Below are 20,011 nucleotides of genomic sequence, written 5' to 3' on the forward strand. Positions count from 1 at the left end.
CCCCCCCCCCCCCCCCCCCCCCCCCCCCCCCCCCCCCCCCCCCCCCCCCCCCCCCCCCCCCCCCCCCCCCCCCCCCCCCCCCCCCCCCCCCCCACTACTGTGGTGGAGCGCCACAGTCAAGGGAGTGAACAGATGGATCACAGCGGTCACGGCATGGACATGAACATGGACATGAACATGGACCTGCCGCCGTTCACCCTCGGGCGCGGGCTGGAGTTCTCCTTCGACGCCTTCTTCCTGTTCGGCTCCCTGCTGGGGCTGACCCTGTACGGGTGGGGCGTGCTGCGCCTGCGCCGGCGCGGGGACGCCTGGCCGGTGGGCCGGACGGTCGCCTTCGTGGCGGGCGTGCTGAGCGTGGCGCTGATGATGTGCACCAAGCTGAACGACTACGGCATGGTCATGTTCAGCGTCCACATGGTCCAGCACATGGTGATCAGCATGATCAGCCCGATCCTGCTGCTGCTGGGCGCGCCGGTCACGCTGGCGCTGCGCGCGCTGCCGCCCGCCGCCCGTGGCACCAAGGGCCCGCGCGAGCTGCTCCTGATGCTGCTGCACAGCCGGTACATGCGGATCGTCACGCACCCGGCCTTCACCATCCCGATGTTCATCGCCAGCCTCTACGGCCTGTACTTCACCCCGCTCTTCGACTTCCTGATGGAGTCGAGGACCGGCCACATCGCGATGATGGTCCACTTCCTCGCGGTCGGCCTGATCTTCTTCTGGCCGATCATGGGCGTGGACCCGGGCCCGCACCGCCCCGGCTACGTGATGCGGATGCTGGAGCTCTTCGCCGGCATGCCCTTCCACGCCTTCTTCGGCATCGCCCTGATGATGGCGAGCGAGCCGATGATCAAGACCTATCAGAACCCGCCTGCCTCCCTCGGCATCGATCCGCTGCTCGACCAGCAGTGGGGCGGCGGCATCGCCTGGGCGTTCAGCGAGATCCCCTCGGTACTGGTGCTGATCGCGCTGGTCTACCAGTGGTACCACTCGGAGCAGCGCGCGGCGAAGCGCTCGGACCGGGCCGAGGAGCGCAACGGCGACCAGGAGCTGGAGGCGTACAACGCGTACCTCGCCTCGCTCCAAGGGCGCGGCCAGTAGCGCTCGGGCCGTCCCAGGCGCCACCATGGGGCATGACCGGATCCGTTAAGGCGATGGCGGTGACGACCTTCGCCGCCCTGGTGGCCGTCTCCGCGTACTCCGTGGCGCTCGGCAGCAACGGCTGGCTGTGGTTCGGCTGGGTGGTGCTGGGCCTGCTGACCCTGGGGATGGCCGCCGCCGGCAGCGCCTGAGCGGGCCGCGTACGCCTCGCTCCCGGTCGGACGCGGAGCGACCGTCGGGCGAAGGGAAGCACCGGGTGTTCTACCACTTGCTCAAGCACGTGCTGCTCGGACCGCTGCTGCGGATGCTGTTCCGGCCACGGATCGAGGGGCTGGAGAACATCCCCGCGGAGGGGGCGGCGATCGTCGCGGGCAACCACCTGTCCTTCTCCGACCACTTCCTGATGCCCGCGATCCTGAAGCGCAGGATCACCTTCCTGGCGAAGGCCGAGTACTTCACCGGACCGGGCCTCAAGGGCCGGCTGACCGCCGCGTTCTTCCGCAGCGCCGGCCAGATCCCGGTGGACCGCTCCGGCAAGGACGCCGGTCAGGCGGCCCTGCGCGAGGGGCTCGGGGTGCTCGCCCGGGGCGAGCTGCTCGGGATCTACCCGGAGGGCACGCGCTCGCACGACGGGCGGCTCTACAAGGGCAAGGTCGGGGTGGCGGCGATGGCGCTCGGCGCCGGGGTGCCGGTGGTGCCGTGCGCGATGGTCGGCACCTTCGAGATCCAGCCGCCCGGCCGGAGGATCCCCAAGATCCGGCGGGTGACGATCCGGTTCGGCGCACCGATGGAGTTCTCCCGCTACGCGGGCATGGAGCGGGAGCGGGCCGTTCTGCGCGCCGTCACGGACGAGATCATGTACGCGATCCTCGGCCTCTCGGGCCAGGAGTACGTGGACCGGTACGCCGCCGAGGTCAAGGCCGAGGAGGAGGAGAAGCGGAAGAAGGCCCGGCGCGGACCGCGCTGAGCCTTCTCCCTCGTCACTTCTCCGGGTCCTTAACGGACGGCCGGGAGCTCCTCACGCACCGCGAGCCCGTCGGCCGGGGCCTGGGCGAGCGACTTGGCGGCGGCCGGGGCCGGCGCCACCGGGGTGGCGTGCGGACCGCACTTGACGTCCTGCGCGTCGACCTTGCCGGTCAGCAGGTAGGCGTCCACGCGGGTGTTGATGCAGGGGTTGACCAGGCTGGTCACACCGTGCGAGCCGGCGTTCTGCTCGGTGATCAGACGCGAACCGGCCAGGCGGCGGTGCAGCTCGACACCACCTTCGTACGGGGTGGCCGCGTCACGCTCGGACTGGACGATCAGGACCGGCGCGATACCGCGCTTGGCACCGACCTCGATCGGGGTGCTCTGCTTGGACTTCCAGGTCGCGCAGGGCAGGTTCATCCAGGCGTTCGACCAGGTCAGGAAGGGGTACTTCTTGTGGAGCGCGGTGTTGTCGCGGTCCCACTTGGCCCAGCTGGTCGGCCACTTGGCGTCGGCGCACTCGACCGCGGTGTAGACGGCGTTGCCGTTCTCCGAGGCGATGTTGCCCGCAATGTCGGACATGTCGGGTGCGACTGCGTCGATCAGCGGCTTCTCGTCACCGGCGGCCCAGGCGCTGAACGCCTGCGCGACCGGCACCCAGGAGGAGTCGTAGTACGGCGCCTTCTGGAAGAAGCCGAGCAGCTCGTTCGGACCGGCCACGCCGCCGAGCGGGTTGGCCTTGGCCTTGCCGCGCAGCTCCAGCCACTTGGCCTCGACCTTGGCGCGGGTGTCACCGAGGTGGAAGGAGGCGTCGTTCTTGGCGACCCAGTCCTCCCAGTCGTTCCAGCGCATCTGGAAGGCGACGTCCTGCTCCAGGTTGGCCTGGTACCAGATGTTGTCCTGCTTGGGGTTGACCACGCTGTCGACGATCATGCGGCGCACGTGGGACGGGAAGAGGGTCGCGTAGACCCCGCCCAGGTAGGTGCCGTAGGAGACGCCGAGGTAGTTCAGCTTCTGCTCACCGAGGGCGGCCCGGATCACGTCCAGGTCGCGCGCGGTGTTGGGGGTGGTCATGTGCGGCAGCATCTCGCCGCTGCGCTCCTTGCAGCCGTCCGCGTACTCGGCGGCGAGCTTGCGCTGGGCGCGCTTGTCGGCCTCGCTGGACGGGACCGGGTCGGCCTTGGGGGCCTTGACGAACTCCTGCGGGTCGATGCAGGAGATCGGCGCGGAGTGGCCGACGCCGCGGGGGTCGAAGCCCACGAAGTCGTAGGCCTTCGAGGTGTTGACCCACAGCGGGCTCTTGTTGGTGATCCGGAGCGGGAAGCGCATGCCGGAGCCGCCCGGGCCACCCGGGTTGTAGACGAGCGCGCCCTGGCGCTCCTCCTTGGTACCGGTGCTCACGGCGCGGTCGACCGCGAGGTCGATGGTCTTGCCGAAGGGCTTGGTGTAGTCGAGCGGGACCTTCACCCAGCCGCACTGGACCGGCTTCGCGAAGCCCCAGTCGGCAGGACAGTCCTTCCAGTCGATGCCGGCGCGCGCGGCGCGGGCGGCGGCGATCTGGGCGCCGACCGCTTCCGCGGCCCCGTTGTCCCGGCCGGCCGAAGCCGCCGAGGCGGACGGCGCGAGCAGCAGGCCCGCCGCCAGTGCGCCGGTGATCAGAGTGGCAGCGCTCCCCAGCGCCGCAGTGCGTATCACGTGGTTGTTCCCCCTGCTCATGTGCCGCCGTGGGCGGCCGGATTCGGTCGAGTTCGGTCGTCGGCGTGCAGGGGGATCCTTTCGCCTGACCGATACCCAACAACAGAGCAAGGTCGAGTTCTTTGCCAACCCGATAACCGGAAACGGGTGTACCGCTGAGCGGTGTCCCATTCGCCCCGAGTGTGACCTGCCGTCACCACCCGTACGCGCGGGCCGCCTCGTCCAGCAGCTCGCGCAGCCGCAGCGCGTCCGATGCCAGGGCCGTCACGAGCACCGCGGGACCCGCCAGCGGGGTGGCCGCCGCGAACTCCCCGAGCACCCGCGCCCCGGGCGGGTCGGATTCGAACCGCGGGTCCACCACCAGCAACTGGCCGAGCGCCCGGTGGCCCGCGATGCCCGCCGGGCCGTCCCAGCCCCCGGGGGCACCGGGTCCGCAGGACAGTTCCTGGTCCAGCAGGGGCCGGCCGCCCCGGGTGACCGTGAGCCGGGCACGCAGCGTACCGGGGTCCTCCCCGGTACGCCCCAGCACCTGTTCCTCGCGGAGCATCAGCCGGGCGCCGGGCGCCAGTTCGGCCCGGGTGCGGACGCGCAGGTCGCTGCCGCGCACGGAGACCAGCTGCTCCGGGAGCCAGCGCACCTCCGCGTCCTCGGCGAGCGAGAGCCGTACGTCGTACCGCGCGGGCTCGCCGCCCCGGCCGGGCAGGGCCAGGGTGGCGGCCGCCGAGCGCAGTGCGAGCCGGGCGCCCGGCCCGGCGTCGGCCTCCACCGCGAGGTGGTCGCCGCCGAGGGGGGCGCTCATCGCGCCGACCAGCATCACCCCGGCCTCGGCGCCCTCGTCCCGGGTGCGGCGCAGGGCCAGCGGCCCCTCCCCGGCCAGCAGGGGCAGGGCGGTGCCGCCGCGCCCGTCGCGGACGGCGCCGATCCGGGCGGTGGCCCGCAGTCCGGCCGGGGGCGGCGCGGTGGTGGCGGGGGCCGCGGCGGTCACCGTACGACCCAGGCGGCGATCCGCTCGCGCACCCACGCGGCGACCGGAGCCACTCCCTCGGTGCCGCGCAGGGACTGGAAGGCGACGGGCAGCTCCCCGCGCTGGGCGGCCGCGTCACGGGCCATCCGCTCCAGGTCGGAGCCGACGTGCGGGGCGAGGTCGGTCTTGTTGACGACCAGCAGGTCGGCGGTGGTGACGCCGGGGCCGCCCTTGCGGGGGATGTCGTCGCCGCCGGCCACGTCGATGACGAAGATCTGGGCGTCGACCAGGCCGCGGGAGAAGGTGGCGGTGAGGTTGTCACCGCCGGACTCGACGAGGATCAGGTCCAGCGGTCCCACGCTGTCCTCCAGCTCCTCGACGGCCTCCAGGTTCGCGGAGATGTCGTCGCGGATGGCGGTGTGCGGGCAGGCACCGGTCTCGACGGCGCTGATCCGCTCGGGCGGCAGGACCGCCTCGCGGAGCAGGAACTCGGCGTCCTCACGGGTGTAGATGTCATTGGTGACGACGGCCATGGACAGCTCGGCCCGCAGGGCCCGGCAGAGCGCGGCGACGGTCGCCGTCTTGCCGGAGCCGACGGGCCCGCCGAGTCCGATGCGCAGGGCGCGGCGGGTGCCGTCGGCACGGTGCGGGTCCGCGCTGTGGGTGTGGCGCTGGGGGTAGGCCACGTCGTGGTCGAGGTGCACGGGGTCTCCTAGGAAGTGGTGGGGGTGGCCGGCCGGGGCGCGGTCCGCTCAGGAGGCGAAGAGGCGGACCGGCCAGTCGGCGTGGACCTGCGCCGCGATCTCCAGCAGGGGCGAGGAGGGGGCGGGCAGCGCGTCCGTGCCCCCGGTACGGGCGAGCAGGGCGGCCTCGGCGGCCCGGGCGGCCACGGCGTCGAGTTCGGGTGCCAGCCGGGCCAGTACCGCGCTGGCCTCGAAGGGGTCCAGGCCGAGCAGCCGGACCGTCGCGGTCGCCGGACCGCTGACGCTCTCGTACGCCGCCACGTGGGCGGCGTCGAGCGCCCCGAGCCCGGCCGCGCGGGCGGCGGTCCCGAGCACCACGGGCTGGTGCGCCCCGCGCGGGAAGGCCGCGGCCAGCGCGTCGAGCCCGGGGTCGGGCCAGGTGGCTCGGGCGGCCCGCATGAGCTGTCGGCCCAGGCGGCGCGCGGCGGCGCGCAGCGCGGGCGAGGGTGTACGGGCGTCGGCGGCGGCGTCGAGCTCCACCGGGTCGAGGCCGAGGGCGGCGGCCGCCGCGAGGGAGGCGGCGGTGAGCCCGGCGGTGTGGAGGCGGCCCCGGCAGAAGTCGGACAGGGTCGCGGCGTCGTGGATCCGGCCCGCCTTGCAGGCGGCCTCCGCCCCGCCGGAGTGCGCGTGGCCTCCGGCGGGGAAGCGGCCGTCCGCGAGCACGAGCAGCGCGGCGAGGCTCATCGGCCGGGCTCCCTCGGGGAACGCTCCGTCAGGGTGTGCCGCATCAGAAGAGGAAGTATCTCTGTGCCATGGGCAGTTCCGTCGCGGGCGCCGGCTCCACGGCCTCCCCGTCGATGGTGACGGTGAAGGTGTCGGCGTCGACCTCGACCCGGGGCATGGCGTCGTTGTTGCGCATGTCCGCCTTGCCCACCTTGCGCGTGTTCTCGATGGCCGTGAACTGCTTGCCGAGACCGAGCCGTTCGGGCAGCTCGTCGTCGAGCGCGGCCTGCGCGGTGAAGTTGATCGAGTTCAGTCCGGGTGCGCTTCCGATGCTGCCGAACATGGGGCGGGGCAGGATCGGCTGCGGGGTGGGGATGGACGCGTTGGCGTCGCCCATCTGGGCGTAGGCGATCTGACCGCCCTTGACGACCACCTCGGGCTTGACCCCGAAGAAGGCCGGCGTCCACAGCACCAGGTCGGCGAGCTTGCCCACCTCGACCGATCCGACCTCGCGGGAGAGGCCCTGCGCCACGGCGGGGTTGATCGTGTACTTGGCGACGTAGCGACGGGCCCGGTGGTTGTCGGCGGGGCCGTCACCGGGCAGGAAGCCGCGTCGCTTCTTCATCACGTGCGCGGTCTGCCAGGTCCGCAGCACGACCTCGCCGACCCGGCCCATGGCCTGGGAGTCGGAGGAGATGATGGAGATGGCCCCGAGGTCGTGCAGCACGTCCTCGGCGGCGATGGTGGAGGGCCGGATCCGGGACTCGGCGAAGGCGAGGTCCTCGGGGACGGCCGGGTTGAGGTGGTGGCAGACCATCAGCATGTCGAGGTGTTCCTCGACGGTGTTGACGGTGTGCGGCCGGGTGGGATTGGTGGAGCTGGGCAGGATGTTCGGCTCGGAGACCACGGTGATGATGTCGGGCGCGTGCCCGCCGCCCGCGCCCTCGGTGTGGTACGAGTGGATCGTCCGCCCGGCGATGGCCGCGAGGGTGTCGCCCACGAACCCGGCCTCGTTGAGGGTGTCGGTGTGGATGGCGACCTGCGCGCCGGTCTCGTCGGCGACGCTCAGGCAGGCGTCGATGACGGCGGGGGTGGCCCCCCAGTCCTCGTGGATCTTGAAGCCGAGGGCGCCGCCGCGCAGCTGGGAGTGCATGCCCTCGCGGGACATGGTGTTGCCCTTGCCGAGCAGGCCGATGTTGACCGGGTAGGCCTCCAGCGCCGCGAACATGCGGGCCAGGTGCCAGGGGCCGGGGGTGACGGTGGTGGCCTTGGAGCCCTCGGCGGGGCCGGTGCCGCCGCCGACGAGGGTGGTGATGCCGGAGGCGAGGGCCTCGTCGATCACGGTCGGCGAGATGAAGTGGATGTGGGTGTCGATGGCGCCCGCGGTGAGGATCTTCCCGTTGCCGGCGATGATCTCGGTCTCGGGCCCGATGACGAGCGCGGGCTCCACCCCGTCCATGGTGTCGGGGTTGCCCGCCTTGCCGATGCCGCAGATCCGGCCGTCGCGGATGCCGACGTCGGCCTTGACGATGCCCCAGTGGTCGAGGATCACGACGCCGGTGATCACCGTGTCGGGGGCGCCCTCGGCGCGGGTCGTGCGGGCCTGTCCCATGGACTCGCGGATGACCTTGCCGCCACCGAAGACGGCCTCGTCACCGGAGTTGCCGGGTCCGCCGCTGAGGTCCTGCTCGATCTCGACGAAGAGGTCGGTGTCGGCGAGCCGGATCCGGTCGCCCTTCGTCGGCCCGAAGAGGTCGGCGTACTGCCGACGCGAGATCTCAGCCATCGAGCGGCCCTCCGGTCTCTCCACGCAGTCCCGGTACCGTGCGCAGCCCGCCCAGCGGTACGAGCTCCACGGCGACGGGGATGCCGGGCTCGAAGCGGACGGCGGTGCCGGCGGCGATGTTCAGGCGCAGCCCGTGGGCCGCCCGGCGGTCGAAGTCGAGGCCGGGGTTGGCCTCGGCGAAGTGGTAGTGGGAGCCGACCTGGACGGGCCGGTCGGCGGAGTTGAGCACGGTGAGGCGGGTGACGGGGCGGCCCTCGTTCAGGCGCACCGGACCGTCCCCGAAGGCGATTTCGCCGGGGATCATCTGGTCGCTCCCGTTCAGACGATGGGGTCGTGGACGGTGACGAGCTTGGTGCCGTCCGGGAACGTGGCCTCGACCTGGACGTCGTGGATCATCTCGGGGATGCCCTCCATGACCTGGGCGCGGGTGAGCACGGTGCGGCCGGAGGCCATCAGCTCGGCCACGGTCCGCCCGTCACGGGCGCCTTCGAGGATGTGCGAGGTGATGAGCGCGACGGCCTCGGGGTGGTTCAGGAGGACCCCGCGCGACCTGCGCTTCTCGGCCACGTCGGCCGCAACGTGGATCATGAGTCTTTCTTGTTCGTGCGGTGTCAATTGCACCTGATATCACCAAGCTTCCGGGACATGATCAACATCGCGCCGCAGCGACCGTACCGGCCTTCAACACTCTGTTGACCTGTGCATATCCATGCCAAGCATGTCTTGCCCAACGCAGAGAGAGGCTTTCCGTCCCGATCACCGGCCTTTTACCGGCCCATGGCTGTTCGTTGGCGGAGGAGCCCGGTCCCTCACGTTAGGGCCCGCATTTTTCCGCCGAGTTAACCCACGTTTCGGGAAGGCGCGCGGTTCACCTGTCCGGGCCCGCGGCGGCGCGGCCGCCGTATACGACGGCGGGCCGGGAAGGGACGCGGGTCAGCAGCCGCGGGTCAGCAGCCGCGGGCCGTCCGCGCGGGGGCTCCGGCCGGCCAGGGGAGGGCGATCCACACCGTCTTGCCCCCGTCCGCGGTCGGGCTGACCGAGAGCCGGCCGCCCGCCTCCGCCGCCAGCCAGCGGATGATGACCATCCCGCGGCCGTTGTCCTGCTGGACGGCGGCGGGCAGCCGCCTGGGCCAGCGCGGGTGGCTGTCGGTGACGCCGACGCGCAGCCACTCCTCGCGCTCCAGGCGGACGTCGACGGTGAAGGTCGGGGACTGGCCGAAGGTGTGCTGGACCGAGTTGGTCGCGAGCTCCGAGACGATCAGCCGGACGGTGTCGGCGGTCTCCGCGTCCTCCGGAAGCCCCCATTCGCCGAGCACCTGCGCGACGTACCGGCGGGCGGCGGCGACCGAGACCGGATCGCTCGGCAGAGTGACGGATGCTTCCAGCTGATCTGCCATGGCGACGTCCCTTTCCCACCGGGACGGAACCGCCCCGGATCTACGCTGAGCGCCAGAGTGCCACCCATCGTGCCGCCGTTTCCGCCGATCCCCCAAGATATGCATATATCTGTCGCTCAATGCGGTGAACTCTGCTACGGAAGAGCGTATTTGGACGGCAGACCGGCACGAGCCGTGCCGGTGGAAGGAGAGCGGGTATGCAGCACGGTCCCGCGGTGCGTCGGCGCAAGCTCGGCGAGGAGTTGCGCGCCCTCCGTGACCGCTCCGGACTCACCAGTGGCGAGGTGGCCCGGATCGTCGGATGGCACCAGTCGAAAATCAGTCGCATCGAAACGGGCCGCAGCGGCGTGAAGTCGGCGGACATCCGGCTCCTGCTCGACGCCTACGGGGAGGTGGTGGGTCCGCAGCAGCGCGCCCTGCTGGAGGCCCTGGGCGCCTCGGCGGCCGGCCCCTCGGCACACGGGGACGCCGCGCGCGGACGGCAGTGGTGGCACGACTACCGGGGCCTGCTCCCGCAGGAGTACCGCGACTTCATCAGTCTGGAGGCGGGGGCCCGCGCGGCCCGGACGGTGGAACTCTCCGTCGTGCCCGGCCTGTTGCAGACCCCGGAGTACGCGCGGGCCGTGACCCGGGCCGCGCTGGGCGGGCTGCCGGAACCGAAGGTGGACGCGCTGGTCGACGTACGACTGGCCCGGCAGGCCGTGCTGCGGTCGGATCCGCCCCTGGAGCTGAGCGCCGTCCTGGACGAGGCGGTGCTGCGGCGGCAGATCGGCGGGCCGGGGGTGATGCGCGAGCAGCTGAGGCATCTGGTCGAGGTGGCCCGGCTGCCCCAAGTGCGCTTGCAGGTACTCCCGTTCACCGTGGGGGGTCATCTCGGCCTGACGGGCCCCTTCGTCATTTTCTCATTTCCGAACATCGCCGATCTGGATGTGGTGGTACTCGACCATTTGACGAGTAGCCTCTATCTGGAGCGGAAGGAAGACCTGGAAGCCTACGGCGCCGCATTCCGCACCATCCAGGCACACGCCCTCCCGCCCCGTGACTCGTCGGATCTCATCAGCTCACTCGCTGACGACACGTAAGGAGGCACCCCCCGTGTCCGCAACCCCGTTATCCACCAGCGGACTTCTGAACAGCGCGCGGTGGCGGCGGAGCAGCCGCAGCACCGGAATGAACAACTGCGTGGAAGCGGCCGCCCTCACCGGCGGTCTGCTGGCCGTCCGCGACTCCAAGCGGACGGACGGCCCGGCCGTGCTCTTCACCGGGCCGGCCTGGGACGGCTTCCTCGCCTCGGTCCGGGCGGACCTGCACGACCCGGTCGCACCGGGCCGCTGACGCCTACCGGTCCGTGGCTCCGGCCGGAGCGGTCCGCAGGACCGTCCCGACGGCCCGGCCGATCTCGTCCCCCGTGAGATCGGCCCGAGCGGTCAGCCGCAGCCGGGAAATGCCGTCCGGCACCGACGGCGGACGGAAGCACCCCACGGACAGACCTGCCTCGCGGCAGTCGGCGGCCCAGCGCAGTGCCGCCGAAGCCGACGGGGCCCGCACCGACACCACGGCCGCGTCCGGCCGGGCCGCGGTCAGGCCGGACGCGGTGAGCCGCTCGTACAGTTCGGCGGCCACCTCCCGGACCCGGGCCGCACGCTCCGGTTCGCGCCGGAGCAGACGCAGGCTCGCCAGTGCGGCGCCGGCGGCGGCCGGGGCCAGCCCGGTGTCGAAGATGAAGGCGCGCGCGGTGTTGACCAGGTGCCGGATGACCTTGGCCGGGCCCAGTACCGCCCCGCCCTGGCTGCCCAGCGACTTCGAGAGGGTCATCGTCGCGACCACGCCGGGCGCGCCCGCCAGCCCCGCGGCGTGCAGGGCGCCCCGGCCCCCCTCGCCGAGCACCCCCAGACCGTGCGCGTCGTCCACCACCAGGGCGGCGCCCTCGGCCCGGCAGGCCGCGGCGTACGCGGCGAGCGGGGCGGCGTCCCCGTCCACCGAGAAGACCGAGTCGGTGACGAGCAGGGCGCGCCCGCCGTGGGCGGCGAGGGTCTTGCGGACGGGTTCCGGATCGCTGTGCGGGGTGACCGCGACCTCGGCGCGCGAGAGCCGGCAACCGTCGACGATCGAGGCGTGGTTCCCGGCGTCGGAGACCACCAGCGTGCCGCGCTCGCTCAGCGCCGTCACGGCGGCGAGGTTCGCGGCATATCCGGAGGAAAGCACCAGAGCCGCTTCGAAACCGGCGAAATCGGCGAGTTCCCGTTCGAGTTCGGTGTGCAGCTCCGTGGTACCCGTGACCAGGCGGGAGCCGGTGGCTCCGGCACCCCAGCGTTCGGCCGCCTCGCACGCCCCGCGCACGGTCTCGGGATGCCGGGACAGACCCAGGTAGTCGTTGCTCGCCAGGTCCAGCAGGGGCGAGGAGGCGGGCCTCGGGCGCAGCGTCCGCACCAGCCCCGCCTGCTCTCGGGCCCGCTCCGCGCCGTCGATCCAGGCGAAGACGTCCTCGGGTTGCGGGGTGTGCTGCGTCATCGGCGGTCCTCGTGTTTTGTCGGCAGTCGACAGATCTGCTCGACCCTAGCCGCCGCGACCCGAGGGACTGGTGTGGCGATCCACACACTCCCTTCAGGCCATGTTGTCCGATCTCTCCTTGGCCGGGAGTGGTCGCGTGGTCCAGGATCGGGCCCATGGACCTGCTGAACACCCTGGTGGAAAAGGGACTGCGGCGCGAGCTGCCGACCCGTGAAGAGGCGCTCGCCGTACTGGCGACCTCCGACGACGAACTGCTCGACGTGGTGGCCGCTGCCGGCAAGGTGCGCCGCCAGTGGTTCGGGCGCCGCGTCAAGCTGAACTACCTGGTCAACCTGAAGTCGGGGCTCTGCCCCGAGGACTGCTCGTACTGCTCGCAGCGGCTCGGCTCGAAGGCCGAGATCCTCAAGTACACGTGGCTGAAGCCCGAGGAGGCCTCCCAGGCCGCCGCCGCGGGCGTCGCCGGCGGCGCCAAGCGGGTCTGCCTGGTGGCCAGCGGACGCGGCCCGACCGACCGCGACGTGGACCGCGTCGGCAAGACCATCGCGGCCATCAAGGAGCAGAACGAGGGCGTCGAGGTGTGCGCCTGCCTGGGTCTGCTCTCCGACGGTCAGGCCGAGAAGCTGCGCGACGCGGGTGCGGATGCCTACAACCACAACCTCAACACGTCCGAGGCCACGTACGGCGCGATCACCAAGACGCACACCTACGCGGACCGTGTCGATACGGTGCAGAAGGCGCATGCGGCCGGCCTGTCGGCCTGCTCCGGCCTGATCGCCGGCATGGGCGAGAGCGACGAGGACCTGGTCGACGTCGTCTACTCGCTGCGCGAGCTGGACCCCGACTCGGTGCCGGTCAACTTCCTGATCCCCTTCGAGGGCACCCCGCTCGCCAAGGAGTGGAACCTCACCCCGCAGCGCGCCCTGCGGATCCTGGCGATGGTCCGCTTCGTCTGCCCCGACGTCGAGGTCCGCCTCGCCGGCGGTCGCGAGGTGCACCTGCGCTCGATGCAGCCGCTGGCCCTGCACCTGGTCAACTCGATCTTCCTCGGCGACTACCTCACCAGCGAGGGCCAGGCCGGCCAGGCCGACCTCGACATGATCGCGGACGCCGGATTCGAGGTGGAGGGCGCCGGTACGTCGACCCTGCCCGCGCACCGCTCCGACGTCACCGCCGGCGGGGGCTGCGGCTCTCACGCGGGCGGCGCCCCGGTCTGCGGTTCGGGCGGCCCGGCCGACGCGGCCGAGGGCGGCTGCGGTTCGGCGTGCGGCGGCTGCTCCGGGCACGCCGACGAGGCGCCCGCCCAGGCCCCCGCCCAGGCGGAGGCGGGCGAGGTCCGCCCCGACCTCGTCGCGGTGCGCCGCCGCGGTGCGGGAACGGAGCTCGCGCCCAATGCGTGACCCGTTCCCCCTGCACGACCCGCTCGACCGGATGTCCGGCACCGCGCAGCTGATCGACCTGGACCGGCAGCACGTCTGGCACCCGTACGGCCCGATGCCCGGGCGGCAGGAGAACCTGGTCGTCTCCTCCGCCTCGGGCGTCCGGCTGCGGCTCGCCGCCCCCGCGCAGGGGCAGGAGGAGCTGGTCGACGGCATGTCCTCCTGGTGGTCGGCGATCCACGGCTACAACCACCCGGTGCTGAACGAGGCGGCGACGGCCCAGCTCGGCCGGATGTCGCACGTGATGTTCGGCGGGCTCACCCACGAGCCCGCCGTCCGGCTGGCCGAGAAGCTCGTCGAGATCACCCCGGCCGGACTGGAGCACGTCTTCCTGGCCGACTCGGGCTCGGTGTCCGTCGAGGTCGCCGTCAAGATGTGCCTGCAGTACTGGCGTTCGCTCGGCCGCACCGGCAAGACCCGGCTGCTGACCTGGCGCGGCGGCTACCACGGCGACACCTGGCAGCCGATGGCCGTGTGCGATCCCGACGGCGGCATGCACGAGCTGTGGCAGGGCCACCTGCCCCGGCAGGTGTTCGCCGACGCCCCGCCCGGGGGCTTCGAGACCCCCGTGGACCCGGCGTACGCCGACCACCTGCGCGCCCTGATCGCCGCCCACGCGGACGAGCTGGCCGCGGTGATCGTCGAGCCGGTGGTCCAGGGCGCGGGCGGCATGCGCTTCCACAACCCGGGCTACCTGCGGGTGCTGCGCGAGCTGTGCGACGAGTACGGGGTCCTGCTGATCCTGGACGAGATCGCGACGGGCTTCGGCCGCACCGGCGCGCTCTTCGCCGCCGACCACGCGGGGATCACCCCGGACGTGATGTGCCTCGGCAAGTCGCTGACCGGCGGCTACCTCACCCTCGCGGCCACCCTCTGCACCCGGCGGGTCGCCGACGGGATCTCCCGGGGAGAGGTGCCGGTGCTCGCGCACGGCCCGACCTTCATGGGCAACCCCCTCGCCACGGCGGTGGCGCTCGCCTCGATCGACCTGCTGCTCGGGCAGGACTGGGCGGGCGAGGTCAAGCGGATCGAGGCGGGACTGCGCGAGGGGCTCGAAGGGGCCCGCGCGCTTCCCGGGGTCCGGGACGTACGGGTGCTGGGCGCACTCGGAGCGGTCCAGCTCGACCACCCCGTCGACGTGTGGGCCGCCACCCGGGCTGCGGTCCGGGAGGGCGTCTGGGTGCGGCCGTTCCGCGACCTGATCTACGTGATGCCGCCCTACGTCACCGGCGACGCCGATCTCGCACGGATCTGCCGCGCCGTCCTCGCGGCCGCCAGGGAAGGCTGACATGCCCGTACTCGTCGTGTCCGGAACGGGCACCGAAATCGGCAAGACCGTGGTCACCTCGGCAATCGCGGCGGCCGCCGTGGCCGCCGGGCGTTCGGTCGCGGTCCTCAAGCCGGCACAGACCGGCGTCGGCCCCGGGGAGCCGGGGGACGCCGCCGAGGCCGTCCGCCTGGCCGGCCCGGCCGTCACCACGCTGGAGCTGGTCCGCTACCCCGAGCCCCTGGCGCCGGACACCGCCGCGCGGCGCTCCGGGCTGGCGACGCTCGCCCCCGCCGCCATCGCGGAGGCGGCCTCGCGGCTCGCCGCCGACCACGACCTCGTCCTCGTGGAGGGCGCGGGCGGGCTGCTCGTGCGCTTCGACGAGAAGGGCCACACCCTGGCCGACGCGGCGCGGCTGCTGGCGGCCCCGGTGCTGGTCGTCGCCCCGGCGGGACTCGGGACACTGAACTCCACCGCCCTGACGGCGGAGGCCCTGCGCGCCCGGGACCTGAGCCCGTTCGGGGTGGTGGTCGGCAGCTGGCCCGCCGCGCCCGACCTGGCGGCCCGCTGCAACCTCGCCGACCTGCCCGACGTGTCGGGGATCCCGCTGCTGGGGGCCGTCCCGGAGGGGTCCGGGGCGCTGGAGCCCGCCGCGTTCCGTACGGCCGCCCCCGGCTGGCTGGCCCCCCGCCTGCACGGCACCTGGTCGGCGGAGTCCTTCCTGGCGGAGTGGCCGGCCTGACTCCCCGCCGGCGCGGCCGGTCACGCGCGGGCGGGGAACCCGTGCGCGCGGAGCGCGGTGGACGGGGTCGTCGCGTCGGCGGGTGCGGGCCCTGCGGGCGGGCCGGTTCCCGTCCCCCGATCCGGTCATCGGGCCGGTCGGGGGGCCAACCCGTCCCCCCATCCGGTCATCGGGCAGGGCAGGGGGCCAACCCGTTCCCGGTCGGCGTCGGGCGGTCGTCAGTGGCCGCCCTTCGGTTCGCGGCAGCCGCCCTCCGCGTACGGCCCGTGGGCCTCGACCCGGGCCGGGGTGCCCGACGTCCCCTCCACGCACGGCCCGCTCCCGGGGATCCAGAGGGCGAAGCCGGGGCCCGTTCCGCCGGCCCCGTCGACCACGTCACCGGGGCCGACCGGGTACCCGAGGCCCCGGAGCAGCCCGGTCAGGTCGGCGGCGGTACCCGGCGGCTTCCCGGCGAGCGCCGACCTGATCCGCGCCGCATGGGCGTCTCCCCGACACGTGCCCTCGGGGGACAGCCCGGCCTGTTGCCGGTAGCCGTGGTTCTCCGCGTACTTGCGCGCCTCCGGGTCCGCCGGAAGCTCCCGCTCCGCGGGGGACGAGGCGGGGGCACCCGACCCGGCCCCGGCGCAGCGCGCCGCCACCTCGGCGAAGAACACCTCCGGGCCGGGCGGGGCCGCCGCCTTCGGGCGCTCCGCCGGAGCCGCCTCGCAGCCGGTCAGCAGCAGCGCGACGGCGGCCAGCAACCCGGCGGCCGTGAGCGGGACACGGGTGGTGCGGGATCTCACGTGGTCTCCCCTTCCTCGCGGGCGCCGTCCCCAAATGCGCTGCCCGGACTGCCGATTATCACCTCACGCCCCGCGGGCACTCGCGGCCGCGCTCGCGGCCGCGCTCCCGGACCGTGCCCCAGACCCGTACTCCCGGCAGCGGTTCCCGGCATTCCGGTTTCACCGCGCGCCGGTACGGGGATCCTGCCCGGCAGGGCACGCGCACCCGTGTCCGCCCCCCGAACCGCGCCAGGAGGTCCGCCGTGCCGCCCGCACCTCCCCCCGATCCGGTCCACCACCCGCACTTCGCCCGGTTCTACGCCCGCGCCAGCACCGCCGCCGAGACCCGCATCGGCATGGGCGTCCTGCGCCGGGAGCTCCTGCACGGGGTCTCCGGCCGCGTCATCGAGATCGGCGCGGGCAACGGCCTGAACTTCGCGCACTACCCGCGTGCCGTCTCCGAGGTCGTCGCGGTCGAACCGGAGCGCACCCTGCGCCGCCTCGCGGCCGCGGCGGCGCTGCGCGCCGAGGTGCCGGTGGACCTCGTACCGGGGGTCGCGGAGGCCCTTCCGGTGAAGAGCGAGGCCTTCGACGCCGCCGTGGCCTCCCTGGTGCTGTGCACCGTACGCAACCTCCCCCGCGCCCTCGCCGAGCTCCACCGGGTGCTGCGGCCCGAAGCGGAGCTGCGGTTCCTGGAACACGGACTCGCCCCCGGTCCCGGTATGGCCACCGTCCAGCGGACGCTCGACCGGACCGTGTGGCCCCGCCTGTTCGGCGGTTGCCACACCGCCCGCGACCCGCTCGCCGCGATCGAGGCGGCCGGCTTCCGGATCGTCTCGCACCGCTCCTTCCGCCTGCCCGAGCGCGGCCCTGCCCTGCCCACCTCCTACTGCGTCATCGGCACGGCCCGTCGCTCCCGCGACTGACCGCCCCCTCCCCCGGCGGGTCCGCGAACCCGGCTGCCAGCAGGTCGCGGAGCCAGCGGTGTCCCGGGTCGGCGGCGTTGCGGGGGTGCCAGGCCATCCCGATGTCGAGCGGGGCCAGGTCGAGGGGGATGGGGAAGGTCCGCAGGCCCAGTGCGGAGATCGTGTCGGTGAGCCAGTCCGCCGGCGTGAGCGCGACGAGGTCGCTGTCGCGGGCGAGCAGCATCGCGCTCGTGTGGCTGGGCACGATCACCGCGGTCCGGCGTCGCAGCCCGAGTTCCGCGAGCGCGCCGTCGATGGGTCCCACGCGCTTGCCGAGCCGGGAGATGCCGATGTGGTCGGCAGCGGCGAAGCTGCGGGCGTCGATCCGCCGGCCGAAGAGGGGGTGACCGCTGCGGGCGACCCCGACCAGCCGCATCCGGGTGAGGGGCCGGGTCAGGATCTCGGGGTCCAGGTGCCCGAGAACACCGAGTTCGACGTCCACCCGGCCCTGCCGCAGCGCCGGGCCGCCTTCCACCGACTCCGGGAGGAAGACCACGTCCACGTTCGGGGCCTCCGCGTGGATGCGCTCGGTCAGCGCCCCCGCCAGCCCCACCAGGAGCAGGTCGGTGGCCTGCACGGTGAAGGTGCGGTGGAGGTGCGCGGGGTCGAAACCGGCCCCGGGGCGCAGGACGTTGTCGCATCCGCGCAGCAACGCCCTTACCTCCTCGCGGAGTTCCAGGGCGCGCGGGGTCGGGACCAGCCCCTGGCCCGCCCGGACCAGCAGGGGATCGCCCACGGTGCGGCGGAGCCGGGCCAGGGTGCGGCTGACCGCGGCGGGGGAGGTGCCCAGCCGCTCCGCGGCGCGGGTCACGCTGTTCTCCTGCAGCAAGGCGTCCAGCGCCCGCAGCAAATTGAGATCCATGAACACTCCTGAGCTGCGTTTTTACGCCTGGATCAACTATCGGATGTCGATCCTTGCATGGCTGTGGAGGCGTTCGATGCCCAGAGTGGGAGGGGCCGCGGGAACACGCGGCGTTGCCTCCTCCTCCTTCCTCAGGGATCCTCCATGCAGCAGTTCTCGCGCGCCGGCCGTGCCGGCGACGTCCTCGCCGTGGTCAGCCAGAGCGGACCGACGGTCTCGTTCTTCGACGCCGCCTCCGACCGGCACCTCGGCTCGGTGGAAGTCCTCGCCGAGCCCCACGAGTTGTGCTTCGACCCCACGGAGCGCCTGCTGTGGTGCACCACGGCGTACCGTTCGGGCTACTACCACGCGAACGGCGGCCGGCGCACCGAACTGACCGTCATCGACCCCGACACCCGCCGGATCGTCGAGGTCGTCGACCTCGCCCCGGAACACGGTCCGCACGGCCTGGCACTGGACCCGGCCCGCCGGCTCCTCTACGTCAGCGTCGAGGGCTCGGCGGACCGGCCCGGCGGCGTCGTGGTCGTCGACACCCGGACCCGTCGGCCGGTGGGCAGGATCGACACCGACGCGCCCGGTCCGCACTGGTTCGCCATCGACCCGGCAGGCAGGACGGGTTACGCCACCAACAAGGAGGCGCCGTTCGTGTCGATCGTCGACCTCGAGCGGGGCGTCCTCACCGGCAAGGCCGAAGTGCCGGGCAGCGAGGGCCTGGCCGTCTCCGCCGACGGCACGCACGCCTTCGTGGCCGCGCCCTACGCCGGTTCCTTCTCCACCGCCGAGGAGCGGCCGACCCCGGGCATCCGGGTGGTCGACGCCCGGACGGCGTCCGTCGTCGACACCCTGCCCACGCGCGACGTGGTCCTCCCGGTGCACCTGACGTCGACGGGGAAACTACTCGCGGGCGAGCTGTGCATGACCCCCGACCCGAACTCCCGGCTCGGCAGCCACGCCCCCGGCCGTCTCACGGTCTTCTCCGCCGAAACCCGCGAGCGGCTCGGCGAGGTGGAGGTCGGGCGCTTCCCGCTGACCATCACCTCCTCGCCGGACGGCCGGATCGCGTACGTGGCCTGCGTGATCTCGTCCACCGTCGACATCGTCGACCTGGAGACGCTGGGGACCCTGGCCCGGCTGGACATCGCCAAACTCGCCGAACCCGGCGCGCACGGCCTGGCCTACATCCCCCGCCCCTCCTGACCCACCCGCACGCCCCGAACGGCGAAGACCGGGGCGCGGGGAGGGCGGCCCACCACCTCCGGCGACGTCGGCCCGCGGTGACCGCCGGGCCCGGCGGGACGCGCCGGACCCGGCGTACGGCCCCGGTGCGCGCGCGTTCACCCGCCCGGCGGATCCGGGTCCCGGTCCCGGTTCACCCGGCCGCCGGCCTTCCGACTCCCCGCCGGGACCGGGCCCGCACCCGGGGCCGGGCCGGCGCGGGAGCCCCTCCTCACGCCCGCGCGAACGGCTTCACCCACCTGCGCCAGCGGTCCTCGCGCTCGTAGCCGGCCGCCGCCCACATCCGGTGCGCCCGCTCGTTCGCCTCCAGGACCATCGCGTCACCGCGCCGGCCGCCGACCGCGACGAAGCGCAGCTCGGCCGCCTCCAGCAGCGCCGAAGCGATCCCCTGGCGGCGGTGGGCGGGCAGTACGGCGAGCCGGTAGAGGGAGGCCCGCCATCCGTCCCAGCCGGCGATCACGGAGCCGACGAGGACCCCGTCGGACTCCGCGAGGATCAGGGCCTGCGGGTCACGGGTGACGAGCCGGGTCACGCCGTCCACGTCGTCCGTGATCGAGGTGCCCTCGGCTGCCTCCTTCCAGAAGGCGAGCACGTTCTCGGCATCGGCCGCGGCGGCGGTCCGTATCTGAAGTCCGGTCATGCGCGGGAGCCAAGCACGCCCGACCGGCGCCCCGCCACCGACTTCCACCCCGCGAGACGCGGGCCGGGAACGGACGGCCACCCGCCCCCGCTCGGCCAAAAGAGCGACGCATCACCTTTGCCCTTCCTTTACCATGTGGGAAACGGTCCTGGTTCGACGAAGACGAAAGGTGTGAGCGTCCGCCCATGGGCGAGCCTCCCAGTCCCCGACATGCCCGTACGCGACATCGCGCGGCCCCCCTCCGCCTGGCTGATCATGGGACGGAGGTGAACGACC

The 20,011-nt window shown here is 73.2% G+C and carries 22 protein-coding genes; 10 read left to right on the top strand and 12 right to left on the bottom strand.

The window, feature by feature from the left end; all coding sequences use genetic code 11:
• The first annotated feature begins 132 nt into the window (after window positions 1-132).
• From ACZ5D2_RS38925 to ACZ5D2_RS38935, 3 genes are all read left to right on the top strand, one after another.
• Window positions 133-1,101: a cytochrome c oxidase assembly protein gene (locus ACZ5D2_RS38925; RefSeq protein WP_371679849.1), complete on the top strand. Its 969-nt coding sequence runs from the start codon at window positions 133-135 to the stop codon at window positions 1,099-1,101.
• Between the two features lie 32 nt (window positions 1,102-1,133).
• Window positions 1,134-1,292 carry a hypothetical protein gene (locus ACZ5D2_RS38930; RefSeq protein ID WP_167456808.1) on the top strand — a complete coding sequence of 53 codons (159 nt, stop codon included), beginning with the start codon at window positions 1,134-1,136 and terminating at the stop codon, window positions 1,290-1,292.
• Window positions 1,293-1,357: 65 nt separating this feature from the next.
• Window positions 1,358-2,068: a lysophospholipid acyltransferase family protein gene (locus ACZ5D2_RS38935; protein WP_100661020.1), complete on the top strand. Its 711-nt coding sequence runs from the start codon at window positions 1,358-1,360 to the stop codon at window positions 2,066-2,068.
• A 29-nt stretch (window positions 2,069-2,097) separates the two neighbouring features.
• Here ACZ5D2_RS38935 and ACZ5D2_RS38940 read toward each other — a convergent pair whose 3' ends face one another.
• The 8 genes from ACZ5D2_RS38940 to ACZ5D2_RS38975 form a co-directional block, all read right to left on the bottom strand.
• On the bottom strand, window positions 2,098-3,762 hold the full coding sequence (locus ACZ5D2_RS38940) for an alpha/beta hydrolase (protein ID WP_468936237.1): 1,665 nt from the start codon (window positions 3,760-3,762) through the stop codon (window positions 2,098-2,100).
• Between the two features lie 193 nt (window positions 3,763-3,955).
• Window positions 3,956-4,747 (bottom strand): urease accessory protein UreD, encoded by a 792-nt coding sequence (locus ACZ5D2_RS38945; RefSeq protein WP_468936240.1) that lies wholly within the window; start codon window positions 4,745-4,747, stop codon window positions 3,956-3,958.
• Window positions 4,744-5,430: an urease accessory protein UreG gene (gene ureG / locus ACZ5D2_RS38950; RefSeq protein ID WP_371679845.1), complete on the bottom strand. Its 687-nt coding sequence runs from the start codon at window positions 5,428-5,430 to the stop codon at window positions 4,744-4,746. The genes ACZ5D2_RS38945 and ureG overlap by 4 nt, the downstream gene beginning before the upstream one ends.
• 48 nt (window positions 5,431-5,478) lie before the next feature.
• Entirely contained in the window at window positions 5,479-6,153 is a 675-nt protein-coding gene (locus ACZ5D2_RS38955; protein ID WP_468936244.1) for an urease accessory protein UreF, read from the bottom strand.
• Window positions 6,154-6,196: 43 nt separating this feature from the next.
• Entirely contained in the window at window positions 6,197-7,918 is a 1,722-nt protein-coding gene (locus tag ACZ5D2_RS38960; RefSeq protein WP_371679843.1) for an urease subunit alpha, read from the bottom strand.
• Complete coding sequence (locus tag ACZ5D2_RS38965; protein WP_280919856.1) at window positions 7,911-8,222, bottom strand: urease subunit beta; 312 nt, start codon at window positions 8,220-8,222, stop codon at window positions 7,911-7,913. Before ACZ5D2_RS38965 ends, ACZ5D2_RS38960 begins: the two co-directional genes overlap by 8 nt.
• 14 nt (window positions 8,223-8,236) lie before the next feature.
• The gene (locus tag ACZ5D2_RS38970; RefSeq protein WP_100661014.1) at window positions 8,237-8,539 is read right to left on the bottom strand and encodes an urease subunit gamma; all 303 of its coding nucleotides are present in this window, start codon (window positions 8,537-8,539) and stop codon (window positions 8,237-8,239) included.
• Between the two features lie 326 nt (window positions 8,540-8,865).
• Window positions 8,866-9,315 (bottom strand): ATP-binding protein, encoded by a 450-nt coding sequence (locus ACZ5D2_RS38975; RefSeq protein ID WP_371679841.1) that lies wholly within the window; start codon window positions 9,313-9,315, stop codon window positions 8,866-8,868.
• A gap of 197 nt (window positions 9,316-9,512) precedes the next feature.
• Here ACZ5D2_RS38975 and ACZ5D2_RS38980 point away from each other — a divergent pair, with 197 nt between their 5' ends.
• Window positions 9,513-10,397: a helix-turn-helix domain-containing protein gene (locus ACZ5D2_RS38980; protein WP_371679840.1), complete on the top strand. Its 885-nt coding sequence runs from the start codon at window positions 9,513-9,515 to the stop codon at window positions 10,395-10,397.
• Window positions 10,398-10,410: 13 nt separating this feature from the next.
• Window positions 10,411-10,650, top strand: a complete 240-nt coding sequence (locus tag ACZ5D2_RS38985) for a DUF397 domain-containing protein (protein WP_266837501.1) — start codon at window positions 10,411-10,413, stop codon at window positions 10,648-10,650.
• A gap of 3 nt (window positions 10,651-10,653) precedes the next feature.
• Here the strand turns inward: ACZ5D2_RS38985 and ACZ5D2_RS38990 are convergent, their stop codons facing one another.
• Entirely contained in the window at window positions 10,654-11,826 is a 1,173-nt protein-coding gene (locus tag ACZ5D2_RS38990; protein ID WP_371679839.1) for an 8-amino-7-oxononanoate synthase, read from the bottom strand.
• Window positions 11,827-11,981: 155 nt separating this feature from the next.
• Between ACZ5D2_RS38990 and bioB the strand changes: the two genes are divergently transcribed.
• Genes bioB through bioD form a run of 3 tightly spaced genes read left to right on the top strand, consistent with a single transcriptional unit; the run spans window position 11,982 to window position 15,271 of the window.
• Window positions 11,982-13,223: a biotin synthase BioB gene (gene bioB / locus ACZ5D2_RS38995; RefSeq protein ID WP_371679837.1), complete on the top strand. Its 1,242-nt coding sequence runs from the start codon at window positions 11,982-11,984 to the stop codon at window positions 13,221-13,223.
• Window positions 13,216-14,550, top strand: a complete 1,335-nt coding sequence (locus ACZ5D2_RS39000) for an adenosylmethionine--8-amino-7-oxononanoate transaminase (RefSeq protein ID WP_468936254.1) — start codon at window positions 13,216-13,218, stop codon at window positions 14,548-14,550. Before bioB ends, ACZ5D2_RS39000 begins: the two co-directional genes overlap by 8 nt.
• 1 nt (window position 14,551) lies before the next feature.
• Window positions 14,552-15,271 carry a dethiobiotin synthase gene (gene bioD / locus ACZ5D2_RS39005; RefSeq protein WP_371679835.1) on the top strand — a complete coding sequence of 240 codons (720 nt, stop codon included), beginning with the start codon at window positions 14,552-14,554 and terminating at the stop codon, window positions 15,269-15,271.
• Between the two features lie 218 nt (window positions 15,272-15,489).
• On the opposite strand, the gene ACZ5D2_RS39010 is transcribed toward bioD, so the two are convergent.
• On the bottom strand, window positions 15,490-16,053 hold the full coding sequence (locus tag ACZ5D2_RS39010; RefSeq protein ID WP_371679834.1) for a hypothetical protein: 564 nt from the start codon (window positions 16,051-16,053) through the stop codon (window positions 15,490-15,492).
• A gap of 242 nt (window positions 16,054-16,295) precedes the next feature.
• On the opposite strand from ACZ5D2_RS39010, the gene ACZ5D2_RS39015 reads away from it, so the two are divergent.
• A complete protein-coding gene (locus tag ACZ5D2_RS39015; protein WP_371679833.1) occupies window positions 16,296-16,958 on the top strand; it encodes a class I SAM-dependent methyltransferase in 663 nt (220 codons plus the stop codon).
• On the opposite strand, the gene ACZ5D2_RS39020 is transcribed toward ACZ5D2_RS39015, so the two are convergent.
• Window positions 16,927-17,859, bottom strand: coding sequence for a LysR family transcriptional regulator (locus ACZ5D2_RS39020; protein WP_468936260.1), 933 nt, complete (start codon window positions 17,857-17,859; stop codon window positions 16,927-16,929). The two genes, ACZ5D2_RS39015 and ACZ5D2_RS39020, sit on opposite strands and share 32 nt — an antisense overlap.
• A gap of 144 nt (window positions 17,860-18,003) precedes the next feature.
• Between ACZ5D2_RS39020 and ACZ5D2_RS39025 the strand changes: the two genes are divergently transcribed.
• On the top strand, window positions 18,004-19,056 hold the full coding sequence (locus ACZ5D2_RS39025) for a YncE family protein (RefSeq protein WP_371679831.1): 1,053 nt from the start codon (window positions 18,004-18,006) through the stop codon (window positions 19,054-19,056).
• A gap of 250 nt (window positions 19,057-19,306) precedes the next feature.
• Here the strand turns inward: ACZ5D2_RS39025 and ACZ5D2_RS39030 are convergent, their stop codons facing one another.
• Window positions 19,307-19,735 (bottom strand): GNAT family N-acetyltransferase, encoded by a 429-nt coding sequence (locus tag ACZ5D2_RS39030; protein WP_371679830.1) that lies wholly within the window; start codon window positions 19,733-19,735, stop codon window positions 19,307-19,309.
• Window positions 19,736-20,011: the final 276 nt, after the last annotated feature.

Source organism: Streptomyces sp. NPDC031479, from assembly GCF_055581065.1.